Raw genomic sequence first — 25,477 nt, forward strand, 5'->3', positions numbered from 1 at the left:
AATGGTTGCTAAAAAGTGGCTTAAAGCCTTATAGTACAAGGATTTAAGCCCTTTTTTAAATAACCATCTGTCTTCTTTCACAAAGAAATTACGTCTGATAGATATTTAGATTGATTACACAAGTAAAACAAACCTATAAACAATTAGCAGAAAGGTATCAATGTTTCATTAGAGCTACTCAACATTATTTTGCATAAAAAGAACAGTAGATACCATAATGTTAAATTTTCCCCATCCGTCTTTCGGGCCCTTCCCCCCGTTTGTGGGGGAAGGGGTTAATGAGTAATAAACTAAGGTTCGATGAAAGTACGCAGGAAGTTTGGTAGAGAGGGAACTATCTCTCCAACGCTATCGCCAACAAAGTAATCGGGTGTAGGCAGGTTAAGTTGGTGGACATATCAATTTGCCATTTACAGGTTTCGCACTCGGAAACGACATAATCAAAACCGCCGTTGTTGATGTGTTGGAATAACGGATTGCCGATGGCTTGTGAGGTTTCGTAGTTTTCCGCTTTGAAGCCGTAAGTCCCTGCAATACCACAACATTGTGATGGTAACATCACAATTTCAATCCCTGGGATATGTTTTAATACATCAAGGGTGTAAGGCGCCCAACCTGCTTTATCAACGTGACAAGCGGTGTGATAGGCAATGCGTAATGGCATCTGCTTGAATTTTGGTTTTTTGCCTTGATTAAACAGTTCATAGAGATATTTGGTGACGATATGAACGTGTGGGCGGACTTTGGCGTTGTTCATTCCTAAAACGTGATGATATTCGTCACGCAAATTCATTGTACAGCTTGATGATGTCCCTACTACGTCAAGCTCTCGGTTCATCACCACTTTTTCAAGTTCAGCAAGGTTGAATTTCGCTTGTTGCTTCGCTCTATCTGGGAAGCCGTTTACCATTAATGGCAAACCACAGCACTTCTCTTTTTCAAGTAGCATTACGCCGATGTCCATTGCGTTAAACACATCAATCAACTCTTTACCAAGTTGTGGATTGTTGTAGTTCACATAACAGCCGTGATAGTAAGCCACTTTTTCACGATAAAGGGCTTGGCGTTCTTGCTCTTTTTTCATATACCAGTTACGGAATGAACCAAAAGCGTATTTTGGCAACGAGCGATGACGGCTTACTTTGATGGTTTTTTCAAGCAAGAATTTGGTTGCTTTTAGACCTGTGATGGTATTGACAATCGGGGCTAATGGGGTGTTCATTTTGCCCATAATGTCGGTGTTGCTCAAAATAGCATCACGCAGTTTGTGCATTAGCGGTTTGTTTTGGCGATCTAAATGACGGTTTCTCGCTCGCACAATAATGTCACCAATTTTGACATCAGACGGACAAGCTACTTCGCAACGTTTGCAGTTGGTGCAGTATTTGAGTGCTTCATCATAAAGTTCAGGGCTTTTTAAGCGTAAACGCTCACCATCTGGGCCTGATTGTTTCGGACCTGGATACATCGGGTTATTACGCGAAACAGGGCAAACCGCCGTACAAGCGGTACATTTAATGCAACTTTCAAAGGACTCATCAAAACCGTGATGAACAACGGCAGAATGGGTATTTTGTTGAGCTTGTTCGATTAAACGTTGAATGTTGTTCATATTATGCCCCCACAATTTCTTCTGCAACGGCAAGTGCCGTTACCACTGCCACACCTGAGCCACAGCCTAATTCAAGGCTATTAAAACCGCCAATGACGTTGCCAGTTGCATATAAATTCGCCATAAATTGCCCATCTTTGCGAACTTGGCATTTTTCGTTGATCGCAACCCCTGCCGATTGATACGGTTGTGGCGATGAAAAGCGATTAGCCGTCCACGACAAGCGGTCAGTTTCATTGAAATCTTTGCAACCAATAATATCGGCTTGGAACACTGGTTCAAAAATGCGATCAAAGTTTGCTTTTAAGCCGTTGCTGAAATAGCTTCCTGTGGCGAGTACAAAATGTTCTGCACTGATCGCATTGTCTTGGTGAAGCTGGGTATAAATCCGTTGTACTTTGCCATTTTCAATATCGGCTTTTAATGCTCTGTCGCCGTTTAACATCAAACCGCCCAAGCGTTCAAAACGGTGGCGAAGTTGTTTATGTTGGCGAATGCCGAGTAATGATGGCGGTAAGGTTGGTAATTCAAAAATCGTTGCTTCCACCGCTTGTTGTAACTGGTTGAAGAAACTTTGATCGTCCAAGCCAAAACAAGCTGGTAAGAAGATCGCTTCTGCCCCTTTGGTTGCCGTTTTGATTTCTGCCACAAGATCACGGAAAGCCAATTTGTGTTCTAACACTTGAGCGATATTCACACTACGGAACTCACGGGCATTGTTACGCAGTTGGTCAAGCTCTGGAATATTGAGATAGCCAGTGCTTAATTCGCAGTGGGTAAATTGTGGGTTCTGTTTTAGGTTATCGGCTAACAGTTGTGGTTGGAAGTCGTGATAGCCTTCGATCCCCAATATCGCAATTGTTTTATAGAGGAAAGGTTCGCTACCTTTGACTGTTGGCACACTGTTTGGCGATAACCACGCTCCACGCAAGCCACCTAAAGGCGTTACTCGTAGGTGATTTTGTGCGGTAGAGCCGACCAAATCGAGCTTGAGCGATGTAGCGAGTTGTTCAAATTGTGTCGCTTTGGCAAGGACTTTCTCTTTGCCAAGTAAGCTGTAAGGGTGTTGTGGCAACTGTTTTGCGAAAGTTGCATAGGATTTGCAAAAATCAGCGACAAACTCACCGCTTGGTAAACGGCTGAGTAAATCCATTGAACCCGATGAGAAATCAATCGCCGCTTGACCATTGTTGATAATCACACAACGTTTACCCTGTTCTTGTAGGGCAACCCCACAGGTTAAGCCTGCAAGACCGCCACCGATAATGACTACATCAAAATTCATTGCTATCTGTCCCCTGTTGAGCTTGCTCTGCAAGCGGTTTCACATCATTTAGACCTAATAAACTGTAATAGATCCAGCTAGTAAAATCGGCTTCTCGAATGGCATCGCCCCACGCAATCGGCTCAATCCCACGCCAGCGTTCTTCCATAAAAGAAGCCAGTTGAGTGGTGGATTGTCGTGGTGTTGCCACTTCAAAACGGGTCATCAGCCCAGCGGCACGGCAGGCACAGAGTTCTGCTTGGCAGGTTCCCATACCAACGCGGGTACGGCGACGTAGATCGACAAGATTATTGACACTTAACTCGTCCACCGCATAGCGAACTTCCCCTGCGGTGACCGCTTCACACTCACAAACAAGAGAGCGATCAAGGCGTTCTTTATCCAATAGGCGAGTAGCACGAGAACCGTGACGGTAAACTGCAGAATAGCGAATGGTACTTGGCAGTGAAATGACTTTGCTGTTGGTTTCTGCTCGGCTTTCACTTGAACCCGGTAAGGCTTTTTCTGCAGTAACACAGCGGTCGGTTTTGTTTAATTTTTTGCAAACAAGATCCGTTGCCCACTCAGCCATTAAGCGATAGGTCATTAACTTACCGCCTGTAATAGTAATAAAGCCTTCTAAGCCATCACGCTCTTGGTGATCGAGTAAGACGATACCACGGCTGACATTACGTCCTGATGGATCATTATCGGTAGCCACTAACGGGCGAACCCCAGCGTAAGCACGCAATACACGGGTATGTATTAAACTTGGTGCAAGTTTTTCGCCTTCTCTAAAGAGAATATCGACTTCTTCAGGGGTGACGATCATATTGTCGATTTGATCGTAAGGAATACGGCTTGATGTTGTTCCAATAACGCTAATAGTGTCGCCTGGCACGAGAATATCCGCATCGGCAGGCTTACGGCAACGGTTGATCACCATTTTGTTGATACGGTGTCCCATCACCAGTAATGCGCCTTTGGCGGGGAACATTCTGATTTTCAAATCGGCATATTCAGCAATGCCTTGTCCCCAAATACCGCCAGCATTCACAACCACAGGGGCAAAGAATTGACGTTCCACTCTGTTTTTATGGTCGTAAACGTTCACGCCAATCACTTTACCGCCTTCACGAATTAACCCTTTCACTTCGCAATAGGTAAAGACTTTCGCACCATTCTCTGTGGCATCTAACATATTTGATGCTGTTAGGCGAAATGGATCAATGGAACCATCAGGCACAACCACTGCACCGACAAGGGCTGGATTTACCGAAGGCTCCATTTGCATCGCAAGTTTTGGATCGATAGCCACCGCTTCAATGCCTGACTCCGTACAGGCTTGAATAAAGGTTTTTTGATAGGCGAGATCATCTTCAGGCAAAGTAATAAACAACCCTTCCGTTTCATCAATACAGTGACGAGCAATCCGACGTAAGATTTTATTTTCTTCAATGCACTCCGTTGCAGACTCACGATCATTTACCGCATATCTTGCTCCACTATGCAACAAACCGTGATTACGCCCTGTTGCCCCTGTCGCAATATCTCGACGTTCAAGCAAAATACAGTCAATGCCACGCAATGCACAGTCACGAGCAATCCCTGCCCCTGTTGCACCGCCACCAATGATAATCACATCCGTCGTTAAGGGTGAAAAATCTTCCACATTTTTATACATATGAGGTGATATCTTCATTGTTACCCCCACAAAACAAACAAAAATAAATTAAATTGTTGATATTCTATCCCTAATCAACATTTTTAAACAATAAAATGAGCGAAAAAGAAATTAAATTTGTGATAAAGCTCACATTTATCCAAATTGCTGAGCGAATTTTGTGAAATAGCTCACAAAATGAAGAAATACTTCTTTTTAATTTTCAAAAAAGGGATATTATGAACAACGTCAAGGTCTGGATATGTTTACAAACAAAGCAGACCTTATTTGTCTATAAACTTTATTGTTGGAGGCTCTATGTTTGGTCCTTTTAAACCCGCTCCGCATATCCCGGAGCTACCAAAAGAGAAGATAGATTCCACTTATAACCGCTTACGTTGGCAAGTGTTTGCAGGGATCTTCTTTGGTTACGCAGCATATTATTTCGTTCGTGCGAATTTCGATTTAGCTCAAAAAGGTTTAATCGAAGCAGGAATGTACACAAAAGCAGAACTTGGTGTGATCGGTACAGCAGCAGGTTTAGCTTACGGTTTGTCTAAATTCTTTATGGCAACCATTTCAGACCGTTCAAACCCACGCGTATTCTTACCGTTTGGTTTGTTACTCTCTGGTCTTTGTATGACAATGATGGGCTTAATGCCTTGGGCAACTTCAGGCATTTTAGTAATGTGGGTAATGATCTTCCTAAACGGTTGGTTCCAAGGTATGGGTTGGCCTCCGTGCGGACGTACAATGGTTCACTGGTGGTCTAAATCAGAACGTGGAACCATCGTATCTATCTGGAACTGTGCGCACAACTTAGGGGGTATGGTACCAGGTGCGATGGTGTTACTTGCAAGTGCAATCTACTTCAGCAACTACGGCGTAGAAGCAACCGCTAAAGACGTATGGCAACAAGCGTTGTACTATCCAGGTATTGCTGCAATGGTAGCTGCAATTCCAATCTATTTAATTATGCGTGACACCCCACAATCTTGCGGCTTACCGTCAGTTGAAAAATGGCGTAATGACTACCCAGATGACTATAACGAAAAAACCTATGAACACGACTTAACCGCGAAAGAAATCTTAGTGACTTATGTGTTAAAAAATAAATTGTTATGGTACATCGCAATCGCTAACGTATTCGTTTACTTAATCCGCTATGGCGTATTGAAATGGTCACCGGTTTACCTTGGCGAAGTAAAACACTTCAACATCAAAGGTACCGCGTGGGCATATACCATCTATGAATTAGCAGCAATCCCAGGTACATTACTCTGTGGTTGGGTATCTGACAAACTATTCAAAGGTAAACGTGGTTTAACAGGCTTCATCTTTATGATCCTTACCACAGCAGCAGTAGTTGCATTATGGATGAACCCAGCAACACCAGAAGCAGAACTTGCACAATACGCAGGCAAAGGATGGTATGAAAACCCATATCAATTAATGGACTTCATCTTAATGACCACAATCGGCTTCTTAATCTACGGACCAGTAATGTTAATCGGCTTACACGCTCTTGAACTTGCACCGAAAAAAGCAGCAGGTACAGCAGCAGGTTTCACAGGCTTATTTGGTTACTTAGGTGGTACAGTATCTGCATCAGCAGTGGTTGGTTGGGCAGCAGAGTACTACGGCTGGGACGGTGGCTTCTATGTAATGATCGCAGGTGGCGTATTAGCAGTATTGTTAATGTTCATCACAATGCTTGAAGAAGGCAAACATAAAGCGAAATTAGAAGATAGCTATGGTAAATAATTAATGATTAAAAGGAAGACATTTTGGTCTTCCTTTTTTGTATCTACAAAAAGAGGAAAACAGTATGAAACTCACAAAATTTGCATTAGGTTTAGTCGCAACAGCAGTATTAGCAGGTTGCTCAACATCAACCCTAGTCGCAACACAATCAGATAAATTAATTATAGCTCACCGTGGTGCAAGTGGTTATTTACCAGAACATACTTTAGAGAGTAAAGCTCTTGCCTTTGGGCAACAAGCGGATTATTTAGAGCAAGATCTTGCAATGACCAAAGATAATCGCCTCGTAGTTATTCACGACCATTTCCTTGATGGTTTAACCGATGTCGCGAAAAAATTCCCAAATCGTGCGAGAAAAGATGGGCGTTATTATGTGGCGGATTTCACGTTAAAAGAAATCCAAACCCTTGAAATGACCGAAAACTTCAAAGTAGAAGATGGCAAACAAGTTCAAGTCTACCCAAACCGCTTCCCAATGTGGAAATCTGATTTCAAAATTCACACCTTTGAAGACGAAATTGAATTTATCCAAGGCTTAGAAAAATCCACCGGCAAAAAAATCGGCATCTACCCTGAAATCAAAGCCCCTTGGTTACACCACCAAGAAGGTAAAGATATTGCACTGGAAACTTTAAAAGTGTTGAAAAAATACGGTTATGACCAAAAATCAGACCTTGTTTATCTACAAACCTTTGACTTCAACGAGTTAAAACGTATCAAAACCGAATTGTTACCAAAACTTGGTATGGACGTAAAACTTGTACAATTAGTGGCTTACACTGACTGGCACGAAACGGAAGAAAAAGACAAATCAGGTAAATGGGTAAATTACAACTACGACTGGATGTTTAAACCAGGTGCGATGGCAGAAGTAGCGAAATACGCAGACGGTGTTGGACCAGGTTGGTATATGTTGATCGACAAAGAGAAATCAAAAGTAGGCAACATTGTTTACACTCCATTAGTTAAAGAGTTAGCCCAATATAAGATGGAACTTCACCCGTACACAGTACGCAAAGACGCACTACCTGAGTTCTTCACCAACATTGATGAAATGTATGATGCCCTACTCAACAAAGCTGGTGCAACAGGTGTATTTACTGACTTCCCTGATACTGGGGTGGAGTTTTTGAAAAAAAGGTAAATAAAAACGGGTTAGACTATAAATTTTTTAATAGACCTCACTATCTATGGATGTAGTAGTGAGGTTGATTAGATTATTTTACTCTCAACTTCGCCAACACGGCTTTTAGTTGTTTATCCAACGGTGCTGTCACGACCATTTCTTCGCCCGTTTTAGGGTGAACAAATCGAATAGAATGGGCGTGTAAAAATAAACGGTTTAAACCCGCTTGTTGCATTTTTTGGTCAAATTCACGGTCGCCGTATTTATCATCAAGGGCAATTGGGTGTCCTGCGTATTGAGTATGTACACGAATTTGGTGCGTTCTACCTGTCACAGGCGAAGCCTTGACTAAGGTCGCTATCGGATAACGTTCTTCAATTACAAATCGGGTCTCGGACGGTTTGCCTTCTTCATTTACTCGTACAATACGTTCACCACTGGCTAATTCGTTTTTCAATAGTGGTGCTTTAATCACTTTAACGTGCGATTGCCACTGCCCACGCACGAGCGCGAGATAATCTTTCTGTACCACTTTTTCACGCAACTGTTCGTGCAAACTACGCAATGCGGAACGTTTTTTCGCTACTAACAACAGCCCCGATGTATCTCGGTCGATACGGTGAACTAGCTCTAAAAAACGGGCTTGTGGGCGTAACGCTCGTAAGGCTTCAATCACACCGAAGCTCAAACCGCTACCACCGTGGACGGCAATGCCTGACGGTTTGTTAATCACTAACATCACTTCATCTTCATAAAGAATTTGATGTTCAAGCTCTGCAACTTTGTTGAGTTTGGTCGAAATCGGTGCTTCATTTTTTTCTGCCACACGCACAGGCGGAACTCGCACAATATCGTCCGCTTGCAACTTATATTCGGGTTTAATCCGCCCTTTGTTTACTCTCACTTCGCCTTTACGCACAATACGGTAAATCAGGCTTTTTGGCACGCCTTTGAGCTTGGCGAGTAAAAAGTTATCCAAACGTTGCCCAGCTTCATCATCACTGATCGTAAAAAATTGAACGCTGGCACTAATTACTTTTTCTGTTGTCATTTTGATATAAAGAAAGGAAAAATGAATTGGATTTTATCACAAATTCTGTCTCGTGTTAGAATAGGCTGAAATTGATATAGGAGAACATAATGAGTACCACAGAAAAAACAAAAGAAATCATACCTGAAATCACTTTACCCCCTGAAGCGAAAGAGATTATTACTGATGTAAAAAATCTTGAACTTCAACAACTCCTGGAAAATTGGATTATTCCCTATGGCACTAAATTGTTAATTGCAATTGCGATTTTTGTTATCGGGCGTTATTTGGCAAGGGCTATCAGTACCCTTATCGGCAAAGCGGTATTAGCATCAAGCAAAGATGAAATGCTACAAGGTTTTGTTCGATCTATCGCTTATTTTCTGTTTTTGCTGATTACAGTGATTGCCTCACTTTCACAATTAGGCATTAATACGAGTTCGTTAGTAGCATTGATAGGTGCGGCTGGTTTAGCCATTGGTTTAGCCTTGCAAAACTCATTACAAAACTTTGCTGCTGGGGTAATGCTATTAATCTTTAAACCATTTAACAAAGGCGATTTTATTGAAGCTGGTGGTAAATCAGGCAAAGTTGAGCAAATGGGGATTTTGATGTTAGAGCTAAGAACGGTCGATAATAAAACGGTGTTGATCCCAAACGGTAAAGTATTTGCCGACAGTATCACCAACTACTCCCGCAATGAAACTCGTCGCATCGACTTCATTTTCGATATTAGCTATGAGTCCGATATTGAGAAAGCTAAAGAGATTATTGCTCAAATTCTGTTTGAAGATGAAAATGTTTTACACTATCCAGAGCCTACCATTGCAGTCGGTAACTTAGCGGCAAGCAGTGTGCAGTTATTTGTGCGTCCGTGGGTACAGACGAATAACTATTCAACTACACAATTTGCGATTTTGGAAAAAGTAAAAATTGGCTTTGATAAGGCTGGGATTTCGATTCCGTATAATCAGTTAGATTTACATTTGCCTGAGCAGACCTCGGTAACCTTTACTAAATAGTGAATCCTAATAATTAGGGGAAAAAATATATTCTGTTTTCCATAAATAGAATATTATTTTGTGAGTTCCCCGCTATTTATAGTGGGGCTCATAGAATTTTTCAGGTTATTTAGGTATTATTTTTTCCGATTATAAATTTCCTTAGCCTTAGGCACTAAACGTGCTAAATTCGCTTGGCGATCTTCGTTTGACGGGTGAGTAGAAAAAATAGACAAACCTGAACTGCCGTTCGCTTGGCTCATTTTCACCCACACATTTGGTGCTGCTTCGGGGTTATAACCTGACTCTGCCATTAACATCAAACCGACTTCATCGGCTTCTGTTTCTTGACTACGAGAGAAGGGTTTATTGGCAACTAAATCCACCCCTGCACTGAGCAGACCCTCTGTATCTACCCCTGTTGTTGCGGTCACTGCAACATCAGCAAGTACACCAACAATACCTGTCACTGCGCTAACAGTACGATCTGATTTGCCATGTTCTTGCAAAGCGTGAGCCATTTCATGTCCCATCACAACCGCAATCTCGTCATCAGATAAATTCAACTTATCCACCAGCCCTGTGTAGAATGCCATTTTTCCACCAGGCATCGCCCAAGCATTCAATTCACTTAATTTCAGCACAATGATTTCCCATTGAAACGGCACACCTGTTTTATTTGCTCGTTCCGCATAAAGCTTCATCTTATTGAAAACCGAATGAATGCGATGAGCTGTCGTTGAGCTAGTATCTAACATACTTTTTGCTCTTGCTTCCTGCTTCACTTTAGCATAATTACTTTCTGCTTCTTGATTAATTTGGGCTGTGCTAACACAAGCGGTTAAAAGTAGTGAACAAATTGCTATAACGCTAAGATTCTTGAAAAATTTCATACTTAATTCCTATCATAAAAAATGCCAAAGCGTTTACTTTGGCATTATATTCGGTTAATAGTTTAATTATTTTTTCGCACGTTCGAAAGACTCTAAGATCTCTTGACGAGCTTCATTCACATCGCCCCAACCTTCAACTTTCACCCATTTGCCTGCTTCTAATGCTTTGTAGCTTTCGAAGAAGTGTTGGATTTGTGCTTTTAATAATGCTGGTAAGTCGCCTACATCTTTAATGTGATCGTACTCTTTGGTTAATTTGCTGTGTGGAACTGCAACTACTTTCGCATCGCCACCTGCTTCGTCAGTCATTTTTAACACGCCAACTGGACGGCAACGAATCACTGAACCTGGTTGAAGCGGGTATGGCGTTGGAACTAATACGTCCACAGGATCGCCATCAGAAGAAAGGGTATGGTTTACATAACCGTAGTTCGCAGGATAGAACATTGCTGTTGCCATAAAACGATCCACGAAAATTGCACCACTTTCTTTATCCACTTCATATTTGATTGGATCTGAATTTGCAGGAATTTCAATTACAACATAAATATCATCTGGTAACTCTTTACCAGCAGGTACATTTTCTAAGCCCATTTTGGTTTCCTTCTATTAAATAAGGGTGAAAAATTGGCAAGATTATAACGGATTCATTGCCAATCAGCAAAGCAAGCGGTGAGATTCTCACAAAAATTTGCAAAAAATAATAGGGTTCTGACCGCTTGTAGTAATCAAGTAATTACCCACCTTACCGCAAACAAATGTTCAACCTTACGCTGTTGTTCTAATTTATCTCGGATACGAGCAAATAACCTATCTCGCTCTTCCTCAATTTCCTCTTCCACATCAAAAATATTTGCCCTTAATTGTCGGCGTTTTTTCTCTAAATCTTTCAATTGTGTTTCAAAATTTGCAAGTTGTTCTAAATTTGCTGCTTGGTTTTTCTCACGTTTGACTTGTTTGATTTTTTCACTCACTTCCACAATGGCTTCCTGAGCAGCCTTGATTTTATCTTCTGCCCATTTATCCAAACGTTCGCTTTCTTGTTTTAATAACGCCATTTGTGTTTCAGCCTGTTTTGCACTTATGCCCTGAATAGCTTGATTGACATTGCTTTGTAAGTCATCGGGTAAAGCAACATTATCTGCGTTTACCTGAGCCGATACGCTAAACAATTTTCGGCAAAAATCCTCATCTAACCATTCACCTGTATCGGTTCTGGCGGTAAAAACAAGCTGTTCCTGTGTTTGGTTTTCTCCATAAAAACCGAGCTTATCCACCCATAGCCAACCTGATTGCCGTTGGTGTTCCGCTAACACAGATAATTTCGTTGGGTGCCGGCTATAATCAAACTGCACACAAGCCACATCGGTTTGAACTTGCTGACAATACTCTAAACACCATTCGCCTAAAGGATGGTTTAAGCGATAATCGTATCCTGTCTGCCCCTCTCGTTGTTGCAATTGATAGCGTCCCGTTTGAGCTGTTTCAATAGGCGATTGTTGCAAGTAAAAGGATTTTTGGGCTTCGTCAAATTTCGCATAATCTTGTAATGCAAATTGGCTTGCATACCAAAAATAGCGGCTGGTTTTATCCAATAATTGTTGGCTTTGGGAAAGCTGTAACTTCAAGCGTTCGTGCACATCTTCATCAAAATGGTCTAACAAAGCCGAACTTGCCGTCTGCATTGCCTCTTGGATTTGTGTTTCCATTTCTTTTTGTAAGTCATCAAAGGCTTGCTTGATTTCTTCCGCACTGCGGCAACTATCGTAAATATGAGCAATACGTTTTTCAAAATCCAAACCTGTTTCAATACGCCCTAGAATTTCATCAGATGCACCGAATACGCCATCAAATAACTTAAATTTTTCGCTTAACAGTTCTAAAACTCGTTGATCGGCTTCATTGCGTTGGCTCAAAAAGTTAATTACTACCACATCAAATTTTTGCCCATAACGATGGCAACGACCAATGCGTTGTTCCACTCGTTGCGGGTTCCAAGGCAAATCGTAATTGATAAGCAAGGAACAGAATTGCAAGTTTACCCCTTCGGCTGCTGCTTCAGTGGCAATCATAATCTGTGCATTGTTCTTAAAGTGATCAATCAACGCCGTACGCATATCCACTTGTGGAGAACCTGTTATTCGACCGGCATTATTTTCATCAGCAAGCCACTGTTCATAAACGCGTTTGGCATCAGTGTGATGATTAGCACCTGAAAAACTCACCACTTGATTGGCATAGCCATTGGCAATCAAAAAGTCATATAAATAGGCTTGCGTTCGCACACTTTCTGTAAAAATAATCGCTTTTTGAGCTGCACCAAGTTCCGCCATTTTGGCAAAACCGGTTTGTAGTGCGGTTAAAAGTGAACTTGCTTTACTATCGTGGCGTAATTGTTTGGTTTGTGCGATAAAACCTTCAATTTGAGCGATTTCATCATCTAGTGTTTGACGATCATCCGATGTTAATCCTTCATCATCATTTGACTCATCATCTTCCCACTCTTCATCCAACTCATCGGCTAAGTCTGCTTCACTTTCTCTCAAATCAAGTAATAAATATTCTTGTTTAGCCTGTTGTTCTTTGAGTGTATAAAGGCGTTTTAAGATAATGCTAAGCGTATCCGCCACGGCATAAGGGCTGGAAGCCAATAATTTACGCAAAATCAAGCCAATCAAATGACGTTGTCGCTTCGGTAACGCCAAGCTATGTTCTTTGCTGATAAAATCCGATACAGCTTGATATAACGCCTGTTCTTCATCGCTTGGATAGAAATTTTGGGTAAGCGTATGGCGTTTGGTATAGCGGATATATTCCAACACATCTTTGCGTAACGTTCGCTTTACCACAGTTTGCAGACGGCTTTTTAATTCCGCCATATTGTGCTCATTGACAAACTCACGGCGAAACACCTTTTCATCACCAAATAAATATTCGTCAAGCAAGGTAGATAAACCATAAAGTTCCATCAAACTGTTTTGCAATGGTGTTGCAGTGAGTAGTAACTTTTTACGCCCATCAAATGCCGAGCGTAATGTTTGCCCCATTTTATTACTGGTACGATGGGCATTACGCAGTTTATGCGCCTCATCCATCACGACGCAATCAAACAGTTCTCCGGCCAAAAAATTCGCGAGTTTGGTTGCATATTGGTAAGAAATAATTATGACTCTCTTGCCCATGTTGGCTTGCAAAAAACTTGGCAAGCTGCCTTGATATTCTTGTTTTAATAGCGATTTATCCAAAATCACACAAGGTAAACCAAACTTTTCAGCCAATTCATTTGCCCACTGTTTCCGCAACACCGCAGGGCAGATTACCAACAAACGGCGTTTTCGTTCCGCCCATAATTGGCAAAGCACCAAACCAGCTTCCACCGTTTTGCCCAAACCCACTTCATCGGCAAGTAATACGCCACGCTCAAGCGGATTTTTCAGTGCAAATAACGCTGCATCAATCTGATGGGGATTAAGATCTACTTTAGCATTAAATAAACCGTCTGAAATACGAGCCACTCCATTTTCGGAACGACACAAAATTTCATTGGCAAAATACTTCGCTTGATACGCTGTGATATTCATACAAATTTTCCAATTACCTACTGCATCAACAAATGAAACAATTCAACATTAATATAAAAATTTTCTTTTCCTATTTTGGTTTTCGCTAAAACACCTAAAGCAACCAATTCGTCAAGACGCTTAACGGCTGTATTACGATGGATTTGACAATCTTCCATTACAAAGTCAATTTTTGTATAGGGATATTTGAATAAATTATTTAATAATTCATGACTATACACTTTAGGTAAATTTTCACGAATCATCTGTTTTTGCTTCATCATTAGAGCTTTGATTTCATTAATCAATTTAACCGATTGAATAGCCGTTTCAGCAATACCATTAAGCATAAAAAATCAGCCAAGGTTCCCATTGTTGGGTTTCTCGTACTGCTTGTAACAATTGATAATATTCACTTTTATTACGATTGATGTATCGTGATAAATACAAAACAGGCGTATCTAACAATCCTTGCTGAATCAAATACAAAATATTGATAATTCTCCCTGTACGACCATTTCCATCGTAAAAAGGATGAATACTTTCAAATTGATGATGAATTAATGCCATTTTAACCAAAGGGTCATAATCCATTTGTTCAGAGTCGTTGATAAACCTTTCTAAACCAGCCATCAGATTTTCGATTTCATCATAGGTTTGAGGTGACATATACACCACTTCTTGCGTGGTTTGATTCACTAAACCAGTTCCTGCTTGTTTGCGGAAGCCTGCGTTATTACCTTCCAACTCACGCTGTATCTCTTTAATTAAATTTAGGGTTATCAAACCACTTTTTTGTACTTCATGAAATCCTAAACTCATTGCCTGAACATAATGATGAACTTCTTTAGCTGCCCCAGAAGCAAATTGCTGTGTGGCGTAATTACTCTGATATAAGTCATCTTGTGTGGTTACAATATTCTCAATTTCTGAACTTTCTTTTGCTTCTTGCAAAGGCAAAGTACCAAGCAAAATATTGGGATTTGGCATCGTATGCACGACACCTTTTAACTCCCCCAATGCACGATGTGCGTGGGTACAGGCTTTAAAAACAGATTTGCTTTCCAAATCTCCCAACGCGAATAAATCAGGAATGACGTAATTCATACTTCGTTCTCATCAACATAAAAATTAGGAATAATGTGCACATTCACACAACATACACAAGAAAATGGGATTTCTTGTGTATGTTATTCCGATATGCACACAAAATCCACTTTTCTTGTGTACGTTATTCCCACTTTACCATTTCAAGCATCTACACCACTATTGCAGCATCATCTTAAACATCTGTTTGAGATAAACCTGATTGCCATCCATAAACAAAATATGTTTCTCGGCGAAATCTTGTGTTGTTAAATGCCCCACATTGAGCAAATCTGCCTGTTTGGTAATAGACAAAATAAAGGCAGATAAAATCGGAGTCTCAATCTTCAATTCACTTGCCAACTTTTGCAACTCATCGTATAACCCAAATTTGGCATTGTCTAAATCCATATTGCGAATGCCTTTCGGATCAATCAAGCTAAGCCATTGTTTACCTGTTTGATTGTCCACAAGCCACAGCAAAAAGTCGGGATAGAAATTGCCCGCCAAAGCAAAACCCAAGCCTTTGGACTTATTGGCAGCATTGCGTAATAGATACAAATCTTTGCCTTGCGTCCACTCGCTCAACTTGCCACTTGCTTTGGCATTGACTAAATCACTGATTAAACGCAGTTCACTTTCATCGCCAATGGCAAGCGGTTGAATACTAAACGGCAAATCTTGGCGTTCTAAGCAAGCAAAAATGGGTGCATACAAATGCCCATCAAAACAGAGCATTTGCAACCCTTTGTCGCCACCATAAACAGGTTTTACCCCATTGCTAAACTCGCTAATGCCGTCTGCTAAGGCTTCTAATCGTTGTTTGATTTCATTACCTTCGTCATTATCAGGCAAACTAAATTGGTATTTATCCAACATAGAGCCATTGCTGTCATCCACCGTAACCACTTCATAAAACTGCCCTTCGTAGGCAGCTTTTAAGCGGTTATAAAAGGCTTTCACATATTCCAGCAATAAATCGATCAAAATCTCTTGCTGCAACGCCACTTGGGCAAAACTATCCATCTTTAACGCCGCTTTTGGCATATACAAACGATACCAATGGCTTTGCTCGGCAAATTGGCGTAACTTCGCTTTATCTAATCGCAAGTTATACCAAGATTGCTGATGTTTAAAACGTGCCACTTGCAGATAAATCTTATCCCAATCAAAAAAATCAAACAGTGCCGAATTTAACTTCACTTCATCACGCTGTTCGCCTTGCACTTGAGTGATTGCCGTGCCTTTGGTGGCAAAACTTTGCACTTTTGGATAGCGATCTAGGCTAATTTCAATCCCTTTAATTTTGTTCTGCCATTTTTCAGGAATTTCAAACAGATAAATCTGCTTTTCTACTCGCTTAAACGACTGCTTACGATTGCCTTTGACTTCTTCTTTGAGTTTTAAGGTTTTCAGTTTGATGGCAGGCAAGCGTTTTTGTACAGGGAAATCCAACGTCAGCATTTCATCGCCGGTTTGGATATCTTCATCGTCCAAATAGCCACGGAACACTTCCATATAATCGGCATTGATACCAAAAATATTGAGCGTTTCCAGTTTTTCTAAAAAGACACCTTTCGGGCGAACGCTTGGCAATGAACGTTTGAGCGACCATTCACGCCCTTTTAATCGCACGCCACGCCCAAATAACTGAATAATCTGGCTACCTTCGCCTTTGCCCATATTGAGCAAGCCCATCGTAGAAACACGCCAGCTTGACCAACCTTCGGTAAACTTACGCGAACCGATTAAGATATTTACGGGAGATGTTTTATGATTAATTTCAGCAAATAAACCGCCATTAAACTCATCGCTCACCGCCTCAAACTCATCGGCAAAATTTTCTTGTGCGGTTTTCAGTAAACCAGAAGCATCGCCGATATTGATAACACCAAATTTCTCGCCTTGTTCGCCAAGGGATAATGCCAGTTCGCCATCGCTTTTTTTCAAATGGGTTAAACGCAGACGGCTTGAATGTGTCGCCCCAAAAATCTTACGCAACATATCTTGATACAAAGCATCCACGTCATCGACAAAAGAGAGTAATGGCACAAAACGCCCTTTGAAAAGGTGTTCATTATTCTTACCCAATATTTGAGGATTATCTAGTATGAGTTCTTTCAACCACTTTTTTACCTGTTGAGATTGATTCACAAAGAAAGCCAGCTGTCGAATAACAGTTAAAATATCAGATTTTTCTACTTTTTGTTCTTCTGTTTCTTTATTACTTTCTTTAACACGATGCCCCACAAACACCATCAATGGCTTTTCAATATTCCATTCCGCCAATGTCGATTTGTGTTGTTCAAACAAATAAAGTTGTTGATAAAACGACAACAAACCTGCCACAAAATAAACAGGCAAATGCTCATCAAAACCTTGTTTTTCAATATTTAAAATCAGGCTCTCTTTACCATAGCCATCGTGATAAAAATGCTTATAGGAATAATCAAACAACACCGATTTAGCATAAGTTTCAAGCACTGCAGTGGTGCGAACCTTTGCCATTTCCAGCTCATCAAGGGTTAATTTGGCTAAGTCGTCTTCTGATAAACCTTTTAACGAACCTTTATTAAACAATAACTTGGCTTTTGCTTTTTGCTTGTCTTCCACTTGTTTAGCAATGGTTTTGCGGCCTGCCACCGCTTGCCCAAGCGTTGCCGAATATTCAAAGGCAAATCCGCCTTTGACTAAGGCTTCACGGCGTAACAGCCACTGTTCGCCCGATATGCCACGATGCCCTTCGTCCACCAACACCAAATTATTGCCTTCAAAGGCTTCTACCGACACGGTTTTATCGCCCGATTTGTCGGCAAGTTTATTGACATCAATGATTTCAACGCCCAAGCCAATACCCACCTCATCTTGGCTAAAATTAAATGCCGTCTGCGAGATAACATTTTTATCAAAAAAACTGGCTTGAAAGCCTGACAATTCAAGCTCTTCTTTATGCTGACGGCTTAAACCTTCGTTTGGGGTAAGCACAATCACTTTATCAGGGCGTACAAGCGGTTGGTTTTTGCCGAAATAATGCAAATACTGCAAAATATTGACGTGCATTAACAAGGTTTTGCCCGAACCTGTGGCGTTCCAAAAGGCGATTTTATTTAAATCATTTAAGCGATACTCTTCAAAATCTTGTGCTTCTTTGCCCATCTCTTTGGCGTATTGCACCAACTGCTGATTAAGTGCGGTCTGCAACTCGGCTTTTTTATTAAAATACCAATCCAAATAAATTTCGGTAAACAATAGCGATAGATACTGGAAGTATTTTGGTCGCAAAATATGACCGCTTGTGCGATTACGCTTTTCCGTGATTTTTTGCCAATAATGCACCAACCGCAAATCATAAGCAGCAAGCTCCGCAAGGCTTAGCGGATTGTCGTGTTCAAAAAATAGCTCATTGCTTAGGCGGTGATAAAAATGGCTCTGTCCATCGCTGGCGATATAGTCGTCATTTTCTACGCTTTCCAACAGGCTTTTAAACTCATTTAACGATGTTTTGTGAAATAACGAAAACAGCCAACGATTTAAAATTAAATGCTCATCAAAATGGAATTTGGTATTTTGGGGTGCTTTTGCCATTATGCGTCCCCCTCAAACATTAAGGATAAGAACGCATCTTCAATGCTGACAATCTTCAAACTACCACTTTGCTCACCGTCCCACACTGTTTCAAGGGTATGGTCGCCATTGATATAGACTTGTGCATAGTCGGTATTTTTAGGATTAAAATTCATCTTACCAAATAGCGTCGTTTTGTTACCTTGAAAATTGTGGCTGAATTCTTTTTCTGCATACAAATTTTCATAATGCCATTGTTCACAATCACGCCAAACAATTAATGTTTTGTCATCCCCGCTTTGATTAGGTAATTGACAATCTATCGCTACATAGCCTCTTTTAACTCGCTGATCATCAATACTGACTAACCGTGCTCCAATCAGATAATTAAAGGTTTCCACCAAATCCACTTTTTGCCATTCATAAGCACCGGCACTGGTGGTGCTAATGTTTAAGCCATAATCAAACGGTTTCTCAAAGTGCGATACATTGAGCAAACTTCCACGGCTGTCGATATTCAGCATATAGTTCAGCAGATAATCTTGTTGTACATTTTCAGGCAAATGGTCAAATAAACCACTGCGGCGAAGTTCAAGATTATTCAGCGTATCTTCATAGCTTTCCAGTTTCAGTACTTTAACAATTTGCGGTACACCTTGTAGATTTTCCGCACCACCTTCCGCAACGGGCTTACCCTCTTTCCACGCTTTGCTATAAATCACTTTTTGCACACGCGGTTTTAACACCGTATCAAAATATTCACCTTGTTCCACAAGAATATATTGACGGTTGCCGTTATCTTCACGGTTTAGGTTAATAACGGCGTGGGCGGTGGTGCCTGAACCTGCGAAGTAGTCGAGAATGATTTGATTTTTGTCATCAATTAAAGTTACTAATGTTTTAATAAAAGTAATATTTTTTGGAGCATTAAAAACATCATCCTTATTAAATAAATTTTTCAACAATGTCCCAGCAGAAGTGGTCTTAAAATCTAATTCGATTGTAGATTTAATATTTTGAGTGACTCCAACATATTTTTTATTAGATAAGATGCTTTTCAATCTGATAGTCGTACTAAAATTTTTTTCATATATTTTATTATCCTTGAATTCTAAAGCTTTATTTTCAAATAACTTTAAGAATTTTCTATCTGTATAAGTGTTTTCTACAAATGAATTTCCGATATAAGAAATATATCTTACATAACCTTGAGAAACTAAATTTTCATCTATTTCATTTAATTGAGTTTCTTTTTTTGTGACTAAATGTTTTAATGCATCATGATAATAAATAGTATAGTGTTTATCTGAATTGAAGTTTTGGACTAAATTATTAAACTTATTTTCACCGACCAATACTCGCTTGCCGCTGTTATGAACATAATTACCGTATTCATCCTGTGTTAAGTCTTTAATATCTTTTGGTATATTTTCAATAAAATAACTTTTTGTATTATCAAAAGCATAAATTAGACAATAATCATTACATACAGAAATAAATTTAGAGTTTTTTCTACCTTTTGGATTATTTTCAACTGTCAATAGGGAAATGAAGTTTTCTTTTCCGAAAATTTCATTAGAAAGTAATTTTAAATTTGCTTGTTCATTATCATCAATACTTTGAAAAAGTACGCCTGCTTGATTTAATAGTGGTTTAGCAAGTAACAAACGACTATGAATAAGGCTTGCCCATGTAGAGCTAGGATATCCATCTTTGTAAATAAATTTACCTTTTGCACGGTCATCTTCGGTGTTATACGGCGGATCAATATAAATACATTTCACCTGTTCGCGATAACGGGCTTGTAATAAATTTAAGGCTTGGAAATTATCCGAATGAATAAGTGTGCCGTTGATATGGCTGTCAAAGTCGCCCAGTGAGCGTGAAAGTGTGGAAATTAGTGCAGATTGGAATGTGGCAGAAAAGAGTGATGTATCCACAACAAGATGTTGTAAATCATCGTAACCATTTGAATTTAAAGGCGTTTTACCCCCCCCCGCATTGTTTGCTTTTTGAACATTTAAAAATGCTTGAGCATCCGCAGACGGCAGGTTAAATAAGCTTTGCCATTGAGCAAGTTGTTTGCTGTTATTTGCAATTTCTTCAATAAATTTGCCCGCTTGTTCGAGCTGCAAAATATGGCTAAGAGTAATTAAATAGTGATGCCCCGCCACAAATTTCTTTTTCAGCCACAATTTTTTCTGGAAATTTTCCAACTGTGCCAAAAAGGCAATAAGCTCTAAAGCAATGCTGCGTAAGGTTTGGATTAGGCGTAAATTGGCTTCAAGCGGTGCGAAATGGCTAATATTTTGCACATCGTCCAAATTCATCACTTCGTTTTTGATATAAAAATCCAATTCACGGCGTAAAAAACCGCCTAAATCTTTATGGATAAAATAGTCGGCACTGTTTTTCTGGGTGTAGTCGCTTAAATGTTTTTCCAATAAAGTGCGGTTAGGATTTTTCTCGGTTGGGCAACGCTCGGCTAAGGCAATCCACTTGGTTTGTAGCAAATCGTGAGCTTGCAACGTGGCTAAATCTTGTTCCAAAATTTTCTCTTGTTTTGCCGATTTTTCAAACGGTTTGTAATCAAACAAAATGGTTAAAGTTTTGCCGTCTTCGCTTTGTGTGATTGGGTTGATGTCAATCATTTCCAACTCGCCATCTTCATTTTCACGTTCAATGGTTTGTGCGGTAGCAAGGGTAAACAAACGCTTCGTATCGTTATCTTTGCGGTTGTCTTTGGCAATATCGGCACTGTTTAAACGGAAAAAGACGGTACGACCATCATCAAGGCTAAAACGATAATTGCTGAAATTCTCGCCCGATTTGGTGTAGTACTGATCTTTATTCGCCCAATGTAGCAACACTTCTTCGCCTGAATAAGGCACGGCATAAGTATCGCCTTTATAACGGCGTTGGCTGATAAAATCGCCTTCTTCGTAATAGCGACTGAAAAAGGTTAAAAGATGGCGATAAACCGCCGTCTCGTGATCAGCACTGCCTTTTTTGGCTTGTTCAATTTTGCTTTGCAGTTCTTGGACTTTGGGTGATTGGTTTGGGTCAATGCCTAGCTCTTGAGCTTGTTTTTTGGCTTGCTCCAGTTCCGCCTGCCAGCCTGCGATTTGCTCACTTTGGTTATCACCCAACGCCTGCTTCACTTTTTGTGGCAAGGTTTGCGAAAGATACTTTTCAATCTCTTGGCTACGCGTGTTTAAAATCCGATAAATCCCAAAATCCAAATCTGCACGGTTGATTTGGAAGATTTCTTTGAGTTTATGAGTGAGTTCGATAAGTTGGGACATAAGAATTCCTTCAATTTTAGGTAAATTTGGGGAATTATAGCAAAGATAACTTGAGTGTTAAGGCTCTTACTCCGCAAAAATTTGCAAAAAATAATAGGGTTCTGACCGCTTGTGATTTTATTTAGTGCAATGATAAATTCTAATAATGTCAATTTACGCAATAACAAAAACAGCTATAATCAAACTCGCAAAAACAACTACAGTATGTAAACACAACATCAAACATTCAACATTAACAACACAGGATTTTTATTATGGCTAACTATTTCAACACATTAAACTTACGTGAAAAACTTGACCAATTAGGTCGTTGTCGTTTTATGGATCGTAGCGAATTTGCTGACGGTTGCAACTTCTTAAAAGGCAAAAAAATCGTGATCGTAGGTTGTGGTGCGCAAGGTTTAAACCAAGGTTTAAATATGCGTGATTCTGGTTTAGATATTGCTTATGCATTGCGTGCAGAAGCGATTGCAGAAAAACGTGCTTCATTTACTCGTGCAAGCGAAAATGGTTTTAAAGTTGGCACATACCAAGAGTTAATCCCAACTGCAGATTTAGTGATTAACTTAACCCCGGATAAACAACATTCAAAAGTGGTTGCAGATGTGATGCCATTAATGAAACAAGGCGCAGCATTCGGTTATTCACACGGTTTCAACATTGTTGAAGAAGGTGAGCAAATTCGTAAAGACATCACCGTTGTGATGACGGCACCAAAATGCCCAGGTACAGAAGTGCGTGAAGAATATAAACGTGGTTTCGGTGTGCCTACATTAATCGCAGTTCACCCTGAAAATGACCCGAAAGGCGAAGGTATGGCGATTGCAAAAGCGTGGGCAAGTGCGACAGGTGGCGACCGTGCGGGCGTGTTAGAATCTTCATTCGTGGCAGAAGTGAAATCTGACTTAATGGGTGAGCAAACCATCCTTTGCGGTATGTTACAAGCAGGTTCTATCGTGTGCTACGACAAATTAGTGGCAGACGGTAAAGATCTGGCATATGCAAGCAAATTAATTCAATACGGTTGGGAAACCATTACTGAAGCGTTAAAACAAGGCGGTATCACATTAATGATGGATCGTCTTTCTAACTCAGCAAAAATCCGTGCCTTTGAATTAGCGGAAGAAATTAAAGTCCAATTAAACGATCTTTACTTAAAACATATGGACGACATCATCAGCGGTGAGTTCTCATCAACAATGATGGCTGACTGGGCAAATGGTGATGCAAACTTATTAAAATGGCGTGAAGAAACAGGCAAAACTGCTTTCGAAAATTCACCAAAAGCAGAGGGTATCAAAATTTCTGAACAAGAATACTTCGATAACGGCGTAGTGATGGTTGCAATGGTGAAAGCCGGTGTTGAAATGGCATTCGATGCAATGGTTGCAAGCGGTATCTATGAAGAGTCTGCATACTATGAGTCACTACACGAGCTTCCGTTAATCGCAAACACTATCGCGCGTAAACGTTTATACGAAATGAACGTGGTTATTTCAGACACTGCGGAATACGGTAACTACTTATTCTCACACGTTGCAACGCCAATTCTTGCAGAGAAATTAATCCCAATGTTACAAAAAGGCGATTTAGGCGAACCAACACCAACCGTTGAAATCGACAATGTGTACTTGCGTGATATTAACGATGCCATCCGCAACCACCCGGTTGAGTTAATCGGCCAAGAATTGCGTGGTTATATGACAGATATGAAACGCATTGCTGTTGGTGACTAATTTTTAGTGATAAAAAAGCCTGCTATGGAAATAGTGGGCTTTTTGTGTTTGGTTTAATTAATATGAGGCTTTGGTATTCTACAACTAGCCCTTACGTTCGCAAAGCAAGAGCAGTAGCGCATTATCATAACTTGCAAGATTAAATTGAATTAGGGGCTGACGTAGATGATCTGCACCCCAAAAGTTGGGCTAAACAACCAACTAATTAAGGTGCAGGTTTTTATGACTAAATACACCCAATCTTTCAAACAAAAAGTCATCGAATTTTATTAAAACAAAGCGACATAACTACAACAAAAAAAGCAAGATAAATAACAATTTCGCTTTTTTCACATACAGCAATAAAATTTCATTTTTTAGAGAAAAGGGCTTTAACTATTCCACTAGCTAAAGCCCTTTTAGTCTTTTTTACGTCTTTAGTGACGTTTTCAATCAATCAGAAAACCGTTTTTTGACGGTGCAAGCAAACAATCTGATTGAAAGGTAAAACCTATTTACTTAATACAACCTTGAATTAAATAACCTGCTGATTTTCCAACAAGGAAAGGGGCGTTAATATCCGTGCAACGAATAATTTCCACTTTACCGCCTTTCTCTTGGTAAGTATCAACAAATAAGCCATCTTTACGTCTTACCGTGTAACCGTAAGACGGTTCAAAAATATTGCCTTTTTTACCTTTATCTTTACCGTTTGCAACATAAGCCAAAACAATGCTATTTGACCAGATTTTTTCTAAATTGCCGTCTTTTTCTTGCGAAGCAGCACCGATTTTTACCGTTTCAACGCCAATCAATTCAGCAAAAATTTCAGGGGTTAAAATGCCTGTGCGAGTGTATTTGATACGTTCTAAAAGGTTTGTATTTTCTTTTAAAATTTTCCAAACATCTGAAGCAATTACACAAACATTAGGCAAACGCCCAATAGTAGCAGAAACAGCTTCTAAACCATCATTGATGAATTTTAAAGGGCCAGATTTTGCATTTGTGAAACGTTGTGTTTCAGTCAGTGTAACAACATTTTCAGCTGAATAATTAGCTGCATTTTGTGCAATTTCAGCAACAGCCACTTCACGCCCTAACGCAATGACATCTTGAACAACAGAAAGAGCGTATTTTTTCAAAGGATAGCTGGCATCATTATCTTCACGATAATCAATAGGGTATTCAATATCGTGTTCTTTTAATTCTACGCTTAAACTTGTTACATCTTCAGGCGTTAAGCGGTTAGAGTCGCCGTGTAATTCTCGAACGGTTGAACGAGTGCGAAAAGCTAAACGCCCAAACTGTGGGATTTTGCCCGCTTCTTTTGTAAGGTTATCAAATTTAGGAATATACAAATTTAAACCTCCATTAAATTTCCCAAATAATTCTAAAAAATGAAACCTAAACTTTGCTTTATCACCTTGTGCCTTTTCGTAAGCTTGTTCAATACAACTGTCTAAAGTTTCGATTAAATTATTGTAAGCAACTTCAGCATTGTTCATATATCGCTCTGTTTTAATCATTCAACCAATACCGCAAACTTTAAACTGATTTATAAAACTGCTCTTTTAAACTACTTTAATAAAACACTTATACTGCAATACATAACTAATGCCAAATACAACAAGCAAGAATCAAATTTAAGGCGTTTACGAGCGTTTATAAACACACTAAAAGACAAAAGAGCTACACTTGTTCGGCTTAAACAGAAAAAGGGCTTAAAAGGGCGTTTTTGTGGGGATTGGTAAAATTTAGGGGAAATTTGACCGCTTGCAAGAAAAGATTTGAATGGTTCAACTTAATGAAAGAAATTCTATTTTATAAAAATCAAATAGTTATGAGTAAACAACAATGATTTTAAAGTTGAACATTCAATTTTTTAATTAAACAC

16 protein-coding genes are annotated in these 25,477 nt (G+C 39.9%); 4 read left to right on the forward strand and 12 right to left on the reverse strand.

All coding sequences use genetic code 11. From position 1 onward, the window contains the following. Positions 1–334 precede the first annotated feature (334 nt). The 3 genes from glpC to glpA are packed head-to-tail and all read right to left on the reverse strand — an operon-like array spanning position 335 to position 4,578. Positions 335–1,612, reverse strand: a complete 1,278-nt coding sequence (glpC, locus tag J1G47_RS03275) for an anaerobic glycerol-3-phosphate dehydrogenase subunit GlpC (protein ID WP_075604833.1) — start codon at positions 1,610–1,612, stop codon at positions 335–337. Between the two features lies 1 nt (position 1,613). Continuing rightward, positions 1,614–2,897 (reverse strand): glycerol-3-phosphate dehydrogenase subunit GlpB, encoded by a 1,284-nt coding sequence (gene glpB / locus J1G47_RS03280; protein WP_207326751.1) that lies wholly within the window; start codon positions 2,895–2,897, stop codon positions 1,614–1,616. Next, positions 2,887–4,578, reverse strand: coding sequence for an anaerobic glycerol-3-phosphate dehydrogenase subunit A (glpA, locus tag J1G47_RS03285; protein WP_207326752.1), 1,692 nt, complete (start codon positions 4,576–4,578; stop codon positions 2,887–2,889). The genes glpB and glpA overlap by 11 nt, the downstream gene beginning before the upstream one ends. A gap of 279 nt (positions 4,579–4,857) precedes the next feature. On the opposite strand from glpA, the gene glpT reads away from it, so the two are divergent. Further along, positions 4,858–6,303: a glycerol-3-phosphate transporter gene (gene glpT, locus J1G47_RS03290; protein ID WP_021114149.1), complete on the forward strand. Its 1,446-nt coding sequence runs from the start codon at positions 4,858–4,860 to the stop codon at positions 6,301–6,303. A 64-nt stretch (positions 6,304–6,367) separates the two neighbouring features. Continuing rightward, the gene (gene glpQ, locus J1G47_RS03295; protein WP_082259097.1) at positions 6,368–7,447 is read left to right on the forward strand and encodes a glycerophosphodiester phosphodiesterase; all 1,080 of its coding nucleotides are present in this window, start codon (positions 6,368–6,370) and stop codon (positions 7,445–7,447) included. 73 nt (positions 7,448–7,520) lie between these two features. On the opposite strand, the gene rluC is transcribed toward glpQ, so the two are convergent. Then, positions 7,521–8,480 (reverse strand): 23S rRNA pseudouridine(955/2504/2580) synthase RluC, encoded by a 960-nt coding sequence (rluC, locus tag J1G47_RS03300; RefSeq protein ID WP_021119012.1) that lies wholly within the window; start codon positions 8,478–8,480, stop codon positions 7,521–7,523. 89 nt (positions 8,481–8,569) lie between these two features. Between rluC and J1G47_RS03305 the strand changes: the two genes are divergently transcribed. After that, positions 8,570–9,481: a mechanosensitive ion channel family protein gene (locus J1G47_RS03305; protein WP_016527455.1), complete on the forward strand. Its 912-nt coding sequence runs from the start codon at positions 8,570–8,572 to the stop codon at positions 9,479–9,481. Between the two features lie 116 nt (positions 9,482–9,597). Here J1G47_RS03305 and J1G47_RS03310 read toward each other — a convergent pair whose 3' ends face one another. The 7 genes from J1G47_RS03310 to J1G47_RS03335 all read right to left on the reverse strand — a co-directional run bounded on the left by J1G47_RS03310 (position 9,598) and on the right by J1G47_RS03335 (position 21,868). Further along, a complete protein-coding gene (locus J1G47_RS03310) occupies positions 9,598–10,353 on the reverse strand; it encodes a M48 family metallopeptidase (RefSeq protein ID WP_005713220.1) in 756 nt (251 codons plus the stop codon). Positions 10,354–10,419: 66 nt separating this feature from the next. Continuing rightward, on the reverse strand, positions 10,420–10,947 hold the full coding sequence (gene ppa, locus J1G47_RS03315) for an inorganic diphosphatase (RefSeq protein WP_005713221.1): 528 nt from the start codon (positions 10,945–10,947) through the stop codon (positions 10,420–10,422). A gap of 134 nt (positions 10,948–11,081) precedes the next feature. Next, positions 11,082–13,934 carry an SNF2-related protein gene (locus tag J1G47_RS03320; protein ID WP_160402870.1) on the reverse strand — a complete coding sequence of 951 codons (2,853 nt, stop codon included), beginning with the start codon at positions 13,932–13,934 and terminating at the stop codon, positions 11,082–11,084. Positions 13,935–13,951: 17 nt separating this feature from the next. Continuing rightward, positions 13,952–14,263, reverse strand: a complete 312-nt coding sequence (locus J1G47_RS11745; RefSeq protein WP_234924167.1) for a Fic family protein — start codon at positions 14,261–14,263, stop codon at positions 13,952–13,954. Next, positions 14,256–15,020 (reverse strand): Fic family protein, encoded by a 765-nt coding sequence (locus J1G47_RS03325; protein WP_234924168.1) that lies wholly within the window; start codon positions 15,018–15,020, stop codon positions 14,256–14,258. Before J1G47_RS03325 ends, J1G47_RS11745 begins: the two co-directional genes overlap by 8 nt. Positions 15,021–15,179: 159 nt before the next feature. Next, entirely contained in the window at positions 15,180–18,584 is a 3,405-nt protein-coding gene (locus J1G47_RS03330; protein ID WP_207326753.1) for a DEAD/DEAH box helicase family protein, read from the reverse strand. Continuing rightward, the gene (locus tag J1G47_RS03335) at positions 18,584–21,868 is read right to left on the reverse strand and encodes a site-specific DNA-methyltransferase (RefSeq protein ID WP_207326754.1); all 3,285 of its coding nucleotides are present in this window, start codon (positions 21,866–21,868) and stop codon (positions 18,584–18,586) included. Before J1G47_RS03335 ends, J1G47_RS03330 begins: the two co-directional genes overlap by 1 nt. A 254-nt stretch (positions 21,869–22,122) precedes the next feature. On the opposite strand from J1G47_RS03335, the gene ilvC reads away from it, so the two are divergent. After that, positions 22,123–23,604, forward strand: a complete 1,482-nt coding sequence (ilvC, locus tag J1G47_RS03340; protein WP_160404709.1) for a ketol-acid reductoisomerase — start codon at positions 22,123–22,125, stop codon at positions 23,602–23,604. Between the two features lie 494 nt (positions 23,605–24,098). Here ilvC and J1G47_RS03345 read toward each other — a convergent pair whose 3' ends face one another. After that, on the reverse strand, positions 24,099–25,088 hold the full coding sequence (locus J1G47_RS03345) for an inorganic pyrophosphatase (protein ID WP_234923267.1): 990 nt from the start codon (positions 25,086–25,088) through the stop codon (positions 24,099–24,101). Positions 25,089–25,477: the final 389 nt, after the last annotated feature.

It is taken from the genome of Glaesserella parasuis, from assembly GCF_017352235.1.
In the GTDB taxonomy this organism is placed as follows: domain Bacteria; phylum Pseudomonadota; class Gammaproteobacteria; order Enterobacterales; family Pasteurellaceae; genus Glaesserella; species Glaesserella parasuis.